Source organism: Fretibacterium sp. (assembly GCF_057312375.1).
This window is the reverse complement of the sequence record NZ_DBHLDX010000015.1, coordinates 21711-36220: the sequence shown is the minus strand read 5'-3', so window position 1 is coordinate 36220 and position 14510 is coordinate 21711. Positions and strand designations below refer to the sequence as shown.

The following is a 14510-nucleotide window of genomic DNA, read 5'->3' as shown; positions in this document are numbered from 1 at the left end:
GAGTTCCGCGCCGACCGCGCGGCCATCGCCCAGGCGCTCTCCAACCCCAAGATCGTCCCCGTCTGGAACAGCGTCGTCGAGAAGATCGAGGGCGACGGCATGGTGGAAAACCTGGTCCTGAAGAACGTCAAGACCGGCGAGGTTTCCAATCTGGCCGTTTCCGGCGTCTTCATGTTCGTGGGGCAGGCCCCAGACGACGAATGCGTGCGGGGACTGGTGAAGGCCGAGAAGGGCGGCTGGATCATCACGAACGACCACATGGAGACCTCCGTGGAGGGGATCTTCGCCGCGGGCGACGTCCGCAGCAAGTACCTGCGCCAGGTCATCACCGCCGCCGCCGACGGCTCTGTCGCCGCCATGGCGGCCTCCGCCTACATCAACGAGCAGGTGCACCTGCGCTCCACGCTCCTGGAGCCGGATCACGTCAAGGCCTTCTTCTACTCCAGCATCGACGAGAAGCAGGCGAAGCTCTCCAACGCCGCAGAGGCCGAGGCCAAGGCCCGCGGCGTCAAGATCCCCGTCATCGACGGCTATCGCAACTCCCTCATGGCGGACAAGCTGGAGGTCACCGCCAAGATGCCCGCGGTGGTCGAGCTCAGCAAGGGCAAGGTCGTCAAGGTGACGACGGTCGCCTCCGAGGCGGAGCTGAAGAACGCCCTGTAGCACACGCCAAAGTCCTCCGCGGCCTCCTGCAGGAGGCCGCGGATTTTTGGGAGACCATAATACGGTTGACCGTCCTCAACCACCTGGCCAGTGTTTCCTCAACGCGTCCGGCGGAAGACGGCAGGTTGCCCGGTCCATCCCGTGCGAAAGACGGGGGCAAAGAGTAAAAATTCTCTCCCGAACGGCCGACAATCATTACCAGGAGGGATATCGCCTATGGAAAACAGGAACAACGCACATTTTGCCTATCAGGCAACGCAGATATCGACGGCGACGAAGGAACAGCTCCTGCTGATCACCTACGACATCGGCATCAAGGCCTGCCGCATGGCGGAGGCGGCTCTGACGGGCGACGAGTCCGAAAAGGACCTGAGCGTGGCCAACCGTGAGATCATTCGGGCCCAGGAGGTCATCCGCGAGCTCATGGTGACGCTGAACACGGAGCGGGGCGGCGAGATGGCCCAGGGGCTGATGCGCCTCTACGATTACATGTACCAGCTTCTGGTGGACGCAAACATCAAGAAGGAGCCGGAGAACCTGCGCACCGTGCGCACGATGCTGGAGGAGCTGAAGACCGCCTGGGAGGACGCTCTGGTCAAGCTGCTGCAGGAGTATCAGGCCGCCCACCCGGAGGACGAGGACCTGAAGAACGCCCTGGCGGAGCTTCAGGGCACGGGGACGCCGGGCGCGGAAACGCCGGCCAAACCTGGAACGGCCGCCCCCACGCTCCCGCCCCGAAAGGCGGGTGGGGTCAACCTTGCCGGCTAACCTCCTCCGCGACGCAAAGAGCCTGCTGACACAGGAGATTCAGTTGTATAAGACGTTGAGGACGATGGTTTCCCGTGAACAGGAAGCCATCGTCCTCAACGAGGACATGGAGGAGCTGCTGCAGATCCTTCAGGAAAAGGATGGCGTCATCGCCCGCCTCCAGCTTCTGGCGGACTCCTGGGGGGACCTCCTTGGCTCTGCCGGGATTGCCGGGCCAGACGGCACGGAGGGTTTCTGGGAGCGCTTTCGAGCCCTCTTTCCCGACGACCGCGCGGTGTCTGCCATGCTGGACGAGGCCCGCGATGCGGCGGAGGATCTCATGAAGGCCGAGGACGAGTCCAAGCGCCTGCTGGAGCGCTACTCCGCCGGACTGCGGGAGCAGCTGGCCTCCATGGCGAAGGGGCGCTCCGTGGCGGCTAGTTACGAACGGATGGGAGGGGCATTCCAATGACGCACTCAAGGGCCTTGAAGCGCGGCCTCTGCCGCCTCCTCCTGCTCACCCTCGCCCTGGAAGCCCTCGCGCCCACCCCGGCCCTCTCCGCCGCAAAGCCCAAGCCCAAGAGCGAAAGCCGCAACGCTGCGGTCCTTCAGCCGCAGACGGCCGCGTCCAAAGACGTCTTCGACGACCCCGACCTGGAGAAGGAGCGAGCCATCGGGCGCAGGGCCCTCGAAGAGATCGAGCGGCAGTGGCCGCTGGAATCCAACCCCGCCGCCATCGCACGGCTCACCATGATCCTGAACCGACTGGAACCCCACATGCAGCGCCGCATCCCCTACGAGATCCGCCTGGTGAAGACGGAGGCACTCAACGCCTTCTGTCTGCCCGGCGGCTTCATCTTCTTCACTTCGGGCCTCCTGGACCTCCTGAACACGGACTCCGAGATCGCGGCGGTGATGGCCCACGAGATGAGCCACGCGGACCGCAAGCACAGCCTGCGCATGGCGGCTGAGGCCAACAAGGTTTCGCTCGCCGCGCTGGCCGTGATGCTCCTGAGCGGCGGGGCCGGAGCGCCCATCATCCTGGCGCAGGTCGCACAGCTCGCCATCACGAACGCCTACTCCATAGAGCTGGAGACGGAGGCGGACCGTCTGGGGCTGGAAGCCCTCATCGCATCGGGCTACTACTCTCCCACGGGGATGGTGACCCTGATCGAGAAGTTCATGGACCAGGACCTGCGACAGCCCATCCGCGACTACGGCATCTACATGGACCACCCCACCTCCAAGCGGCGTCTTGAGGCCGTCCTGAAGACGCTCCGGGAGCGCGGGATCCCCGTGCGCCGAAAGTACTCCCTGGGGCTCCTCAGGACCGGCTTTCAGGAGGCAAAAGACCGGATCGACCTCACCGTTGACGGCCTGCCCGTGTGGGGAGGCAAAAAGACGCTGGCGACGCGCGAGGCCCTGACGAAAGCCAAGGAAGCCCTCGACGCCGACCTTCAGTTGGAGCTTCCCCCCTACGACCTCCACCTGGTCGGGGACGCCCTGTACGTCGGCAACCATCTGCTGGCCAGCCCCACGGAGGGGATGGACGGCGTGGACGGCTTCCGCGAAAAGCTGCTGATCGCGCTGAACGCGGCCCGCCGAAAGTCCCCGTCGGCAAAGTATTTTCAGTGAATATCTATCGTTAAAAGGAGCGTCCGTTCGGGGGCTCCTTTTTGACGACCTGAGCTCCGGCACGAAACGGTTCTGCCTAAGTTGCAATAAAGATTTGCATTTTCACCGTCCTTTACGGTATACTTCTCTAAAATGGTCGTGTGCCGTAGTGCATTATCGTGGAAGGAGATGCTGCTGCATGTCGGGTAACTGGAAGGATACGCTTACGGATCAGCTTTGCGATGCGTTTTTGACGCTCAAGACGCAGGAGGAGGTTTACGATTTCCTGGAGGACGTTGCCACGATCAGCGAGCTCAAGGCCCTCTCTCAAAGGCTTGAGGTGGCTCGTCTGCTTAAGGAGTCCAAGACCTATCCCCAGATTGCCCAGCAGACGGGGGCGAGCACCGCGACGATCAGCCGGGTAAAGAAGTGTCTTGACTACGGCACGGGAGGCTATAACGTCGTCCTGGAGCGGACGCAGAAGTAACCGCACCGGGAACGGACGGCAAAGGGGCTTCGCGCGTTGCGCGAAGCCCCTTTGCGTTATCTCTTCACTCCGTCCCTTCGGCAACGCCGGCGGGCTCCAGACGGAGAAAGCGCCCCCCGAGCACCGCTTCCGCGTCCGCGCCGTGTACGACGGCGATCAGCGTGCGCCCTCTGCGGGCGGCCTGAATAAAGTCGGCCGCGCGACGGAGGTTCACCCCATCCAGCCCGCTGAAGGGCTCGTCCAGCAGCACCAACTCCCCTGGCGCCATCAGCGCCCGCACCAGGGCCGTGCGCCGCGCCATCCCGCCCGATAGCTCCCTTGCGGGAACGTCGGCGCTCTCCCTCAGCCCCACCGCAGCCAGCGCGCGCAGGACCTCCTCTCGCGGAGGCGGACGCCGGCAGCCCAGGGCCACGTTCCACGCGGCAGACAGGTCCGGCAGCAGGCGGTCCTCCTGAAAGAGAGCCGACCGGGCGTCGGGCAACCCCAATATTTCCCCCGAGTCCGGCCGCTCCAGCCCCAGCATCATACGGAGGAGCGTCGTCTTGCCCACCCCGTTCTCCCCCGCCAGCACGGTGATCTCCCCCGCTCGGAACGTCAGGTTCAGGCCCTTGAACAGCGTCCTTCCTCCAAAAGACTTCGAGAGTCCCCGTACCTCCACGTCCCTCATCGGTCGCCCATCCGCAGCAGCCGGTAGAAGAGGGACAGCGCCAGCAGGGACAGCCGCTCCGCCGCCGCCCCAAGGAGCATGATGACGGCGGCCCACGCGAAGAGCTCGTCCGTCGCCAGGAAGACCTTCGCCCTGTAAAGCGCCTCGCCGATGCTGTCGGGCGGGACGCCGATGACCTCCGCCGCGACGCCGGCCTTCCAGGCCATCCCGGCGGAGAGGCGGAGCGCACCCTCCAGGTGGGGCCGAGCCGCAGGCAGGAACAGCCAGCGCCATTGCTTGAGCCCGCTCCAGCGAAAGACCCTGGCCATCTCGACGAGCTTCGCGTCGGCGGCCCGGACGCCCGCCAAAAGCGCCGTGCAGAGGATGGGGAACGCCACGACGACGACCACGGCCAGCGCGATGCCGCCGCTTGAGAACAGGATGAGGAGCAGGATGGCGACGGCGGCGATGGGCACGCTCTTCATGAAGGTGAGGAAGGGGGCTATGAGGAACTCCGCGGTCCCGGAGTAGAAACAGAGCGCGGCGGCGGGCGACGCCGCAAGCAGCGCCAGCAGGAGGCCGCCCATGACGTGCGCCGCCGAGGAGGCGAGGGCGCTCCAGAAGGCCCCGGTGTGCGCGAGGCGCAGGAGGGCGCGCAGCGCGTCCGACGGCGCGGCGACGGCGATCCCCTCCGAGAAGCGGAGGGCCAGCGCCTGCCAGACCGCCAGGAAGAGCAGGAGGGAGGCAACCCGGCGGAGGGGCCTCCTATCGGGCATAGTAGAAGGTTTCGTCCGGCAGGACGCCGCCTACGGACCTTGGGTCGGCGTCGAACAACACTTTGAGGTATCCGCTCAGCGCCCTCTGCATCTCCGTTCCCGCAAGGGCCGTGATGCTGCAGCGGGGAATGGCCCGCTCCGCGATTCCCGCGTTCTCCAGGACCCCGTGCTTCACGATAAGGCGCGCGGCCTCCGCCGGGTGCGTGTTGACCCACTCCGCGGACGACCGAGCCTCGCTCAGGAAGGCCGCCACCTCCGCATCGTGGGAGTCCACGTAGTCCCGGCCCGCCGCGTTGACGGCCATCACCAGCTCGGAGCCCAGGTCAAGCCGTCGCCACTCCTCCGTCAGGTCCAGCGCCTCCCTCAGCCCCTTCACCTTCATCGCGGCGACCTCGACGAAGGGATGCGGCAGCAGGGCCGCGTCCCCCTTCCCCGCGGCGAGGCCTGCGACGACGGCAGCGTGTTCGCTGAGCCACTCGACCTTACAGTCCGTCCCCGGCTCCAGGCCGTTCGACCTCAAGAGGAAGTTCAGCACGTACTCCGGGGAGGCACCGCGGCCCGACGCCAGTATCGTTCTGCCCCTCAGGTCCCCCATGCCGTGGATCGCGTCCCCTTTCTCGACGATGGCCAGCACTCCCAGCGTGCTGGCGGAGAGGACCCGCACGCCGCCCTGCGTCCTGTTCCACAGGATCGCGGCCATGTTGGAGGGCATGGCCACGATGTCCGCAGCCCCCTGGACGAAGCGCGCCGTCAGGTCCTCCGGCGAGGCAGCGAGCTGAAACTCGTATCGGTTCTCCGTCCGTCCCGCCTCCGCCTCCTCCATGAGCCTGGCGAGCCCCATGCCCGTCGGCCCCTTGAGGCAGAGGACCCGAACGACCCCCTCCCCTCCCACCTCAGCCCCCAGCGCGGGAGCTGCGAGCAGCGGGGCAAGGACCGCGACAGCGGCGAAGAGCCCCGCCAAGGCACGAGCCCACGCAAAAAATCCCATTTCCGCCCCGTGTTTCATCGAAACTTTCCACTTCATTGAAACTTCCTCCATTTCTCTTCAGAATTTTTTCCTGCGGTCTTTGCTATAATTTTTGCTATAATATAAAAACCTCAACACCTTTTAAATCATTTTTTATTTTAAGGGAACAGGATTAACAGAGTTTAATCTATTTTAACTCACTCTATCGAGCGTTCTTCCCCGATGAGCGCATCGTCCGCACACCGAGGGCGCTGCTGATCCGCCGTACCGATACCTGCTAATTCTGTCCTTCCTTAAAATTATTATACCGATCCAACAGGAATTTCGCGACGCGCTGAAGGCAGGAATCCGTTCCATAATTTCGCAACGCCAACGGTAAGGGAGTGATCGTTTTGAGTCGTCTCAGCATCATCACGAACAACCAGGCCCAGGCGACGGTCGAGTCCCTCTACAAGGACCTCGAACGCCGGATCATCGCAAGCCCGCCTGGGATCTGTCCGCTGGACCTGGCCAGCAGCTTTCTGAAGCTCTGCGCCGCACAGACCTGCGGCAAGTGCGTTCCCTGCCGGGTGGGGCTGCCGCAGCTTGAGCGCCTCATCGAGGACATCCTGGACGGCCGGGGGACGCTGGACACCATCGGCCTGATCGAGCGCACGGCGGAGGCCATCTACGACTCCGCAGACTGCGCCATCGGGTTTGAAGCCGCCTCCATGGTCCTGAAGGGGGTCCGTGGGTTCCGCGACGACTACGTGGAGCACGTCACCAAGGGGCGATGCACCTTCGGGCTCTCGCAGCCGGTGCCCTGCGTTTCGCTCTGCCCCGCCCACGTGGACGTTCCGGGCTACGTGGCCCTCGTCGCCGCGGAGCGCTACCAGGACGCCGTCCGCCTCATCCGGAAGGACAACCCCTTCCCCACCGTCTGCGCCATGGTCTGCGAGCACCCCTGCGAGCGGCGCTGCCGCCGCAACATGGTGGACGACTCCATAAACATCCGAGGCCTGAAGCTTTATGCGGTGGAGCACGCGGGGGAGGTCCCCATCGAGAAGAAGGCCCCCGGCACGGGCAAGCGGGTGGCCATCGTGGGCGGCGGCCCCAGCGGCATCACGGCGGCCTACTACCTCGCCCTGATGGGACACGAGCCGGAGATATTCGAGCAGAGGAAGCACCTGGGCGGCATGCTGCGCTACGGCATCCCCGCTTACCGCCTGCCGCGCGAGGCGCTGGACGGCGAGATCGAGGCGCTGCTCTCCGCGGGGGTCAAGGTCCACCTGGAAACCTCCATCGGACCGGACTACCCGCTCGAAAAACTGCGCGGCGAGTTCGACGCCGTCTACATCGCCATCGGTGCCCACATCGACAAGCCCCTCGACATACCGGGCGAGGACGCAAAGGGCGTCGTTTCCGCCGTTTCCATCCTGCGCCGGATCGGCGACAACGACTATCCGGACCTGAAGGGCAGGGACGTGGTGGTCATCGGCGGCGGCAACGTGGCCATGGATTGCGCGCGGTCCGCGCTGCGCCTTGGCGCCAGGAACGTGGACATGGTCTACCGCCGGCGCAAGGCGGACATGACGGCGCTGGCCGAGGAGGTCGAGGCCACGGAGGTCGAGGGCTGCCAAATCTACGAGCTGGCGACGCCCCTGCGCGTCGAGGTGGACGAGGCTGGACATGCGAAGGCCCTGTGGATTCAGCAGCAGATGATCAGCGCCATCAAGGGCGGTCGTCCCACCCCGCGGCCCGCGAGCACCGAGCCGACGCGCCTGGACTGCGACCTCCTGATCGTGGCCGTGGGACAAGGCATCGAGTCCAAGGAGTTTGAAAAGGAGGGCGTGGCCGTCCGAAGGGGAAGCATTGCCTCCCTAGACAGCGAGGAGGTGTCCGGTATGCCAGGCATCTTCGCCGGCGGGGACTGCGTTTCCGGGCCGGCTACCGTCATCCGGGCCATCGCCGCGGGCAAGGTCGCTGCGGCCAACATCGACGAGTACCTGGGCTTCCACCACGTCATTCAGGTTCCGGTGGACATCCCAACGCCCGCGCCCCACAACAGGACGCCCTGCGGCCGCGTGAACCTGCGGGAACGTCCCGTTCCGGAGCGCGTTGGGGACTTTGAGAAGGTGGAGTGCGGCATGAGCCTTGAGGAGGCCCAACAGGAGTCCCACCGCTGCCTGCGCTGCGACCACTACGGATTTGGAGTTTTCAAAGGAGGCCGTCAGCTGAAATGGTAAACGTCACGATCAACGACAAGGCGATTCAGGTCCCCGAGGGAACGACGATCCTGGAGGCCGCCCAGATGAACCACATCGCGATCCCGCACCTGTGCTTTTTGAAGGGGCTCAACGAGATCGGAGCCTGCCGCGTCTGTGCCGTAGAGGTCGAGGGATTGGAGAAGCTGGTCCCCGCGTGCAACAACGCGGCCGAGGAGGGCATGGTCATCCGAACGAACACCCCAAAGGTTCGCCAGGCCCGCCGCGTCAACGTGGAGCTCCTGCTCTCTCAGCACAACGCGCGCTGCGCCGAATGTACGCGGTCCGGCAACTGCGCCCTGCAGACCATCGCCAACGACCTAGGCATCCTGACCTCGCCCTACCACGAGGACCAGCCGGACTTCAAGTGGGACACGAGCTTCCCCCTCATCCGCGACGCGCAGAAGTGCATTAAATGTATGCGCTGCGTTCAGGTGTGCGACAAGATTCAGGACATGCACGTCTGGGACCTCTCCAAAACGGGCTCTCGAACCACGGTGGACTGCTCCGGCAACAAGACCATCACCGAGGCCAGCTGCAGCATCTGCGGCCAGTGCATCACCCACTGCCCCGTGGGAGCCCTCTACGAGCGCGACGACACGAAGGAGGTCCTGCACGCGCTGGCGGACCGCGACAAGATCGTCGTCGCCTCCCTGGCGCCCGCCGTCCGCTCCTCCTGGGGCGAGGCGCTGGGCCTCACACACGAGGAGGCCAGTGCAAACCGTCTGGTCGCGGCGCTCCGAGCCATCGGCTTCGACTATGTCTTCGACACGGACTTCTCGGCGGACCTCACCATCATGGAGGAGGGCAGCGAGTTCGTCCAAATGCTGAAGGACGCTCCGGCCGAGCGCTTCCCCCTCTTCACCTCCTGCTGTCCGGGATGGGTGCGCTTCGCCAAGATGGAGTACTCGGACTTGGTCCCCCTGCTCTCCAGCGCCAAGTCCCCCCAGCAGATGTTCGGCGCCATCCTGAAGTCCTGGTACGCGAAGATCCTGAACGTCGAGCCGGGCCGCATCTACAACGTTTCCTTCATGCCGTGTACGGCAAAGAAGTACGAGTGCGGCGTTTCCGTGATGAACGGGTCCGGCGTGCGCGACGTGGACGTCGTCCTGACCGTCCGCGAGCTGGATCGCCTGCTGCGGTCGGAGAGCATCGACCTGAGATCTTTGGAGGAGGAGGAGTTCGACCTGCCCCTCGGCCTCGGAAGCGGCGCAGGCGTGATCTTCGGGACCACGGGCGGCGTCATGGAGGCCGCTCTGCGCAGCGCTTACTTCCTCGTCACGGGCAAGAACCCGGACCCGGACGCCTTCCAGGGGGTGCGCAACTACAAGGGAAGCTGGCAGGAAGCCCGGTTCGACATCGCGGGCCGGTCGCTGAACGTCGCCGTGGCCCACGGGCTGAAGAACGTGCGCCAGCTCTGCGAGGCCATCCGAAACCGGGAGGTCCGGTACGACTTCGTCGAGATGATGGCCTGCCCAACGGGGTGCGCCGGCGGCGGCGGCCAGCCCATCCACGACGGGATCGAGATGGGAGAGGAGCGCGGACGCCTGCTGCTGAACCTGGACCAAAAGGCCCCCATCCGCTTCTCCCACGAGAACCCCTCCATCGTGCAGTGCTACGACGACTACCTGGGCAAGCCCCTCAGCGAGCGTTCGCACCACCTGCTGCACACCGACCAGGCTCGTTGGGAGCTGTGGTAGGCTGAGGCCCGGTCAACGAGCCGGCGGCGGCGCACTGCCGGCCAACCCACACGGCAGCGCGCCGCGTCCAAAAACGTCAAAAAAGCGGAAGGGCCGCGGCCCTTCCGCTTTTGTCCGCCCTCCGATCGCGTTCGCCGACGCTTAACCCGCCGCCCCGCTAGCGACCGGTCTGGGCCTTTCACAAAGGACGGACACCGCGTCGCACCCCTTACGACCACCTCCCGATCTTGTACTGCAGATCGTATCGATACAGGACGCCCTTCTCGTACAGGTTGCCCTTCTCGTGGATCAGGAAGTACGCGGGGGTCTTCGGGTCGATGATCTCCATCGTGCTGCCGTCTTCGAAGGTGATCTTCGTCCCGTACTCGCCCTTCGTCCCCTTGCAGGGCGTATCCGCCTTGTGTCCGGTCTTGAACCCCTTCCTGGAGCCCCTCTCCCCGGACGCCCAATTCAAGGTCTGCATGATCATCACCTCTCCGGCGTACGGGCTGGGCGGACGGATGTACGTGCAGGTCAACAAGGATGTCGATTTGAGGACCATCTCGTGGACGTCACCGTTGGGACCGACGAAGGTGCCACGGCCGTCGTAGGGCCTCCAGTTGCCGTTAAGCCTGGCGAGGTCGACAGGCCCCCCCGGCGCGGGGGAAGGTCCGGGGTTGAGGTCGGGGTTCGGCGCCGGGGACAGCGCAGAATTGATGCGCCGGAGCGTATACCGAAGCTCCCTGATCCTTCCCCGCTCCATCGTCGTTCCCTTTTCCACGACCTTAAGGGTCTCACTGTCCACGACCGTAAAGGTCATGCTTCCGGACGTCTCCCCGGTCTCCTTGAACTTGAGGGTAAGGACGTCTGCAGCGCTTTCTCTGGCCTCCAAAAACGCGTTCGAAGCGTACTCCTTCTCGCTCCCGAAGTACTCGACGGACAGGGCGACCTGAGAGCTGGGAAGGATCTTCACGCGAACGTCCTCCCCCTCCACGGACTCCTCGCTCCCATCCACGAGGAGGGTCCCCGCCGCATCCTCTGCCCTCCACTCCCCCCTGAAGTCCTCGAGGCGATAGCCCCTCGGATCGGGGGTGGAGGTGGGCTTCCCCCCTCCCTTATCGCCTCCGCCTCCGCCGCCGCACCCCCCCAGGGACAGCAGCCCCACAACCAGCAGCACGATCAGAACGCGAGACCATTCAAAACGACGCATAAACCAACTCCTCCTCTCTGAATCATTCAAACGATCTTCCAGAATTTTACAGAAACAATCTCCGCGTTACAATCCCACGGTCGCCCTCAACGCATCCCCATGCGCAGCCCCATCCCCACGAGCAGTAGCTGAAACGACGGGGACAGCAGCAGGGAGATGACGCCGATGATGATTCCAATGACGCCGAGAGCCACCTGCTTCTTGAAGGCCGCGACGAGCCCCAACAGGACCCCAAGGGGCGCGAACACGAGGGCAGCCAGGAAGATGCTGACGATGCTGCATACGATGCTGCAGATGCCCAGGGCGTTGCTCTGAGCCGGCACCGCCACCGTCTGTCCCTTCTCCGCTCCATTCACCTGATTCACTCCGTTCTCCGACATACCAATCTCTCCTTTCGTTTTGTGGGGGCCTTTGTGCCCCTGCCTGCGTTACGCCCATAATTTATCGCGAGGGCGTACGCGTTGCAAATGCGTTTGATCGCCTCCTCGATTCCCCCGCAAAAAAGCAGAAAAACCGGAGGCCAGGCCGGCGCAGCCTCCCCAGTTCAAACGCATTTTGCCGAACGTTGAGGCGCGGCTATACTTCGGGCTGCAACGACAAACACCCGCCGCACCAGGCTGCGGGGGAAAAAAGGAGGTCTATTGCAATGGAACGCTGTGACGGCAACCTGCTGCTCCTCGGCGACGATGAGGAGCAGCAGAAAACATGCGAGAGGCTGATCCGTACCTGGAGTGGACGGGAGGGGGCCCTGGTGGTCTTCGACTCCAGGGGATGGAACGAGGAGTACGGCGATGGGCATCTCGCGGCATCCGGCGCGGGCAACGTCCCCGATTACCTGAAGCCCGTGCTGCAGCACCCTGAGCTGGGCGCGACCCCCGGCGCAGCCGCCGAGTACCTGGCCCCGATCTGCACGCCAAAATCTTTCAGGCTGAACGTAACAAACGATGAGTTTTGGGAGAACATGGCGTTCCAGACCAACGCCCAGTACCTGGAGTACCAGGTTGCGCTCCTGAAGCAGGAGGACGACGGACACGCCCTCCGCACGGCGGCGAAGAGGCACAGGCTCCTGCTGGACGGGATGGAGGCAATCGCTCTTAGCAACAAAGATGAAATCGAAGGCCAGATCAAAAAAATCAAGGAGGAGTCGGCCGCCGATCAAGGGCTCAACCCCAAGATATTCTCTGAGGACGACCCCTTCGATCCCGCATGGAAGCCGGTACTCCGCAGCCGATCGGTACTCTCCAGCCCGCCCCAGGGGCAAGGCGCTCCAAAGGAGGCCCGGCAGGAAATTAAAGCGCTGGGGGCCATGGGACTCTTCCAGTACACCACCGCTCCCTTCAAGGGGACGCTCATGGGAAAGGGAGGGACACAGGGCGGACACTTGGCACTCTCGGTACTTCGCACGGCTCAGGCGCAGCACTCCTCCCTGGCGGCGCTTTTCAACGCCATGATTCGGGCGGAAAAGCGGGCGAAGCTCCCGTCCAGCGCCCCATTCGACGTCAAAAAATTCGTCCTCACCCCAACGAAGGCCCTCTTCGTTCCGGCGCTGCGCAATCCGGAAGCGAACGTCGGACTGGCCCGGGTAGCGCTGGCGGGACTTTGTGCGGCCGCCGACTCCCAGGAGCGCCGGGTGACGTTCCTCGTGCCGGACCTGGAACGGTGGGGACTGTGGCGGGGGCTCCTTCACGTGCTGGACGTCTTTCCTGAGAGCGTGCGCTTCATCGTCGGGTACGGCGACCTCTACGCGCTGAGGCAGGCGCTGGGACAGGAGCGCAGGGATGAAGTCCTCAGCCAGCTCCTGCCCCATGCCGACGCGGTAGCCTGGCACCACACTCAGGACCCGATGCTGAACGACGTCTTCAAAGAAAGGTTCTCGAACAAGGTTCGAGTCTGCGAGCTGAACATGCTTGAGGGGTACGTCGCGTGGGAGCGGAGGGGAAGGAAACTCGAATTCATCCCGGAGGATAACCTGTCGGAGCCTGAGCGCCTCGGTCCGACCGAGGACGCTCTGGCAGAAAGGAGCGTTTGAGATGAGGCTGAAGGTTCTTCCCCCCAACTGCAGGAAATTCGGAAAGGAGCTGTCCGACCCCGATAACTTCCAGCAGGGCCTGCTGGTCGACGAAAAACTTTTGGAGAGGCTGACGGGGATTCTGATGCAATCCGACCACAACAACATCGCCCTGGTCGGGGACCCTGGGGTCGGCAAGACGGCCACGGTCCAAGCGCTCGGTCAGTTCCTCGTCCGGACGAACCAGAGTTTCAGGCTTGCGGAGATCGACCTGAACCTGCTTTTTGCCGAATGTCCCACGTATTCGGAGCAGGGGCTGAGGCTGAAGCATCTGTTCCGTGAGGCGGAGGAGCACTCGATCGTCCTGTTCTTCGACGAAGGGCATCGGTTGTGCAACGATCACGGCAGCAACAGCATCGCCAACATCGTGAAGCCGCTCGTCACGAACCCCAGGCTTCAGTTGATCCTGGCGACGACGTGCGAGGAGTACCAGCGCTACATCACCACCGACAGGGCGTTTCGCCGCCGGTTCCGGGAGCTGGAGGTGACCGAGCCCAACGCGGAGGATACGGCCCGCATCCTGGAGAGCGTGGCTAAGGTGCGCTACAAGGACATTGTGTTCGAGGACGGGGTCTTCGCCTTCATCGCAGAGCTCAGCCAATCGATCATGGAGGAGCGATACAATCCGGACAAGAGCCTGGAGGTCCTGGACGCGGCAAGCGGCCGACACCGTCTTCTGACCCCGGGCGCCGCGCTGAACGTGGACGAGGTGAGGACGACGGTGCAGGAACAGTTTTTCGGAGCGGAACCTAGGGTGGGATTCCGTGGGCCCCATGGACTATAATTTAGGGAGGAACGATCATGATCACAGGACGCAAAGGCGAGACCCGCAACGTCTACAGTTGTCTTTTCGAGGATCGCATCGTCTTCCTTGGAAGCCCCATCGACGACGAGGTCGCGAACCACATCGTCGCACAACTGTTGCTGCTGGCAAATCGGGACCAGAAGAAGGAGATCAGCCTGTACATCAACAGCCCCGGAGACAGCGTAACGGCCGGACTGGCGATCTACGACACGATGCAGTTCGTCTCCTGTCCGGTGGCCACCACCTGCATCGGTCAGGCGGCAAGCATGGGAGCCGTCCTCCTCGCCGCTGGGACGAAGGGCAGGCGGAGCGCGCTCCCCCACTCGAAGATCATGCTCCACCAACCTCTCGGCGGGACGGGAGGACAGGCCTCGGACGTGGCGATCTTCGCCCAGGAGCTCCTCAGGACGCGCAAGGTCCTGAACGCCCTCATAGCCCGTCACACGGCTCAGAAGCTCGAGAACGTCGAGAAGGACACGGATCGGGATTTCTTTATGTCCGCCCAGGAAGCGCAGAAGTACGGGATCATCGACGAGGTCATTCGGGACTGAATCCACATGGATACGACCCCGCGATCACGGCGAAACAGGGTAAAACTTTCGAAG

The 14510-nt window shown here is 64.0% G+C and carries 15 protein-coding genes; 10 read left to right on the top strand and 5 right to left on the bottom strand.

What is annotated here, in order from left to right; all coding sequences use genetic code 11:
* The 5 genes from ACO41U_RS04075 to ACO41U_RS04055 form a co-directional block, all read left to right on the top strand.
* Positions 1–663 (top strand): NAD(P)/FAD-dependent oxidoreductase (locus ACO41U_RS04075; RefSeq protein ID WP_485941803.1); only part of this gene is annotated, 663 nt, incomplete at its 5' end.
* Positions 664–879: 216 nt separating this feature from the next.
* A complete protein-coding gene (gene fliS / locus ACO41U_RS04070) occupies positions 880–1431 on the top strand; it encodes a flagellar export chaperone FliS (protein WP_298780618.1) in 552 nt (183 codons plus the stop codon).
* Positions 1421–1882, top strand: coding sequence for a flagellar export chaperone FlgN (flgN, locus tag ACO41U_RS04065; protein ID WP_485941801.1), 462 nt, complete (start codon positions 1421–1423; stop codon positions 1880–1882). The genes fliS and flgN overlap by 11 nt, the downstream gene beginning before the upstream one ends.
* Positions 1879–3045, top strand: a complete 1167-nt coding sequence (locus ACO41U_RS04060; RefSeq protein ID WP_485941799.1) for a M48 family metalloprotease — start codon at positions 1879–1881, stop codon at positions 3043–3045. The genes flgN and ACO41U_RS04060 overlap by 4 nt, the downstream gene beginning before the upstream one ends.
* A 178-nt stretch (positions 3046–3223) precedes the next feature.
* The gene (locus ACO41U_RS04055) at positions 3224–3511 is read left to right on the top strand and encodes a YerC/YecD family TrpR-related protein (protein ID WP_298780623.1); all 288 of its coding nucleotides are present in this window, start codon (positions 3224–3226) and stop codon (positions 3509–3511) included.
* Positions 3512–3575: 64 nt separating this feature from the next.
* Here ACO41U_RS04055 and ACO41U_RS04050 read toward each other — a convergent pair whose 3' ends face one another.
* From ACO41U_RS04050 to ACO41U_RS04040, 3 genes are read right to left on the bottom strand one after another with little or no spacing between them, the layout of a single operon-like run.
* Complete coding sequence (locus tag ACO41U_RS04050; protein ID WP_485941796.1) at positions 3576–4178, bottom strand: ABC transporter ATP-binding protein; 603 nt, start codon at positions 4176–4178, stop codon at positions 3576–3578.
* Positions 4175–4933: an ABC transporter permease gene (locus ACO41U_RS04045; RefSeq protein ID WP_485941794.1), complete on the bottom strand. Its 759-nt coding sequence runs from the start codon at positions 4931–4933 to the stop codon at positions 4175–4177. Before ACO41U_RS04045 ends, ACO41U_RS04050 begins: the two co-directional genes overlap by 4 nt.
* A complete protein-coding gene (locus ACO41U_RS04040) occupies positions 4923–5957 on the bottom strand; it encodes an ABC transporter substrate-binding protein (RefSeq protein WP_485941792.1) in 1035 nt (344 codons plus the stop codon). The genes ACO41U_RS04045 and ACO41U_RS04040 overlap by 11 nt, the downstream gene beginning before the upstream one ends.
* 335 nt (positions 5958–6292) lie before the next feature.
* On the opposite strand from ACO41U_RS04040, the gene ACO41U_RS04035 reads away from it, so the two are divergent.
* Together ACO41U_RS04035 and ACO41U_RS04030 are read left to right on the top strand one after the other, a co-directional pair.
* The gene (locus tag ACO41U_RS04035) at positions 6293–8125 is read left to right on the top strand and encodes an NAD(P)-binding protein (protein ID WP_485941790.1); all 1833 of its coding nucleotides are present in this window, start codon (positions 6293–6295) and stop codon (positions 8123–8125) included.
* The gene (locus tag ACO41U_RS04030; RefSeq protein ID WP_485941788.1) at positions 8119–9843 is read left to right on the top strand and encodes a [FeFe] hydrogenase, group A; all 1725 of its coding nucleotides are present in this window, start codon (positions 8119–8121) and stop codon (positions 9841–9843) included. The genes ACO41U_RS04035 and ACO41U_RS04030 overlap by 7 nt, the downstream gene beginning before the upstream one ends.
* A gap of 208 nt (positions 9844–10051) precedes the next feature.
* Here ACO41U_RS04030 and ACO41U_RS04025 read toward each other — a convergent pair whose 3' ends face one another.
* Both ACO41U_RS04025 and ACO41U_RS04020 read right to left on the bottom strand, forming a co-directional pair.
* Positions 10052–11032 (bottom strand): hypothetical protein, encoded by a 981-nt coding sequence (locus ACO41U_RS04025; RefSeq protein WP_485941786.1) that lies wholly within the window; start codon positions 11030–11032, stop codon positions 10052–10054.
* A gap of 86 nt (positions 11033–11118) precedes the next feature.
* Entirely contained in the window at positions 11119–11412 is a 294-nt protein-coding gene (locus ACO41U_RS04020) for a hypothetical protein (RefSeq protein WP_485941784.1), read from the bottom strand.
* 266 nt (positions 11413–11678) lie between these two features.
* Between ACO41U_RS04020 and ACO41U_RS04015 the strand changes: the two genes are divergently transcribed.
* From ACO41U_RS04015 to ACO41U_RS04005, 3 genes are read left to right on the top strand one after another with little or no spacing between them, the layout of a single operon-like run.
* Positions 11679–13061, top strand: a complete 1383-nt coding sequence (locus ACO41U_RS04015) for a hypothetical protein (protein WP_485941782.1) — start codon at positions 11679–11681, stop codon at positions 13059–13061.
* A gap of 1 nt (position 13062) precedes the next feature.
* Positions 13063–13884 (top strand): AAA family ATPase, encoded by an 822-nt coding sequence (locus ACO41U_RS04010; RefSeq protein WP_298780645.1) that lies wholly within the window; start codon positions 13063–13065, stop codon positions 13882–13884.
* A gap of 17 nt (positions 13885–13901) precedes the next feature.
* Complete coding sequence (locus tag ACO41U_RS04005) at positions 13902–14456, top strand: ATP-dependent Clp protease proteolytic subunit (RefSeq protein WP_485941780.1); 555 nt, start codon at positions 13902–13904, stop codon at positions 14454–14456.
* Positions 14457–14510 lie beyond the last annotated feature (54 nt).

Coding starts and splice junctions, on each gene's coding strand:
- fliS (WP_298780618.1), top strand. CDS start 880: ATGGAAAACAGGAACAACGCACATTTTGCCTATCAGGCAACGCAGATA.
- ACO41U_RS04060 (WP_485941799.1), top strand. CDS start 1,879: ATGACGCACTCAAGGGCCTTGAAGCGCGGCCTCTGCCGCCTCCTCCTG.
- ACO41U_RS04055 (WP_298780623.1), top strand. CDS start 3,224: ATGTCGGGTAACTGGAAGGATACGCTTACGGATCAGCTTTGCGATGCG.
- ACO41U_RS04050 (WP_485941796.1), bottom strand. CDS start 4,178: ATGAGGGACGTGGAGGTACGGGGACTCTCGAAGTCTTTTGGAGGAAGG.
- ACO41U_RS04045 (WP_485941794.1), bottom strand. CDS start 4,933: ATGCCCGATAGGAGGCCCCTCCGCCGGGTTGCCTCCCTCCTGCTCTTC.
- ACO41U_RS04040 (WP_485941792.1), bottom strand. CDS start 5,957: ATGAAGTGGAAAGTTTCGATGAAACACGGGGCGGAAATGGGATTTTTT.
- ACO41U_RS04030 (WP_485941788.1), top strand. CDS start 8,119: ATGGTAAACGTCACGATCAACGACAAGGCGATTCAGGTCCCCGAGGGA.
- ACO41U_RS04025 (WP_485941786.1), bottom strand. CDS start 11,032: ATGCGTCGTTTTGAATGGTCTCGCGTTCTGATCGTGCTGCTGGTTGTG.
- ACO41U_RS04020 (WP_485941784.1), bottom strand. CDS start 11,412: ATGTCGGAGAACGGAGTGAATCAGGTGAATGGAGCGGAGAAGGGACAG.
- ACO41U_RS04015 (WP_485941782.1), top strand. CDS start 11,679: ATGGAACGCTGTGACGGCAACCTGCTGCTCCTCGGCGACGATGAGGAG.
- ACO41U_RS04010 (WP_298780645.1), top strand. CDS start 13,063: ATGAGGCTGAAGGTTCTTCCCCCCAACTGCAGGAAATTCGGAAAGGAG.
- ACO41U_RS04005 (WP_485941780.1), top strand. CDS start 13,902: ATGATCACAGGACGCAAAGGCGAGACCCGCAACGTCTACAGTTGTCTT.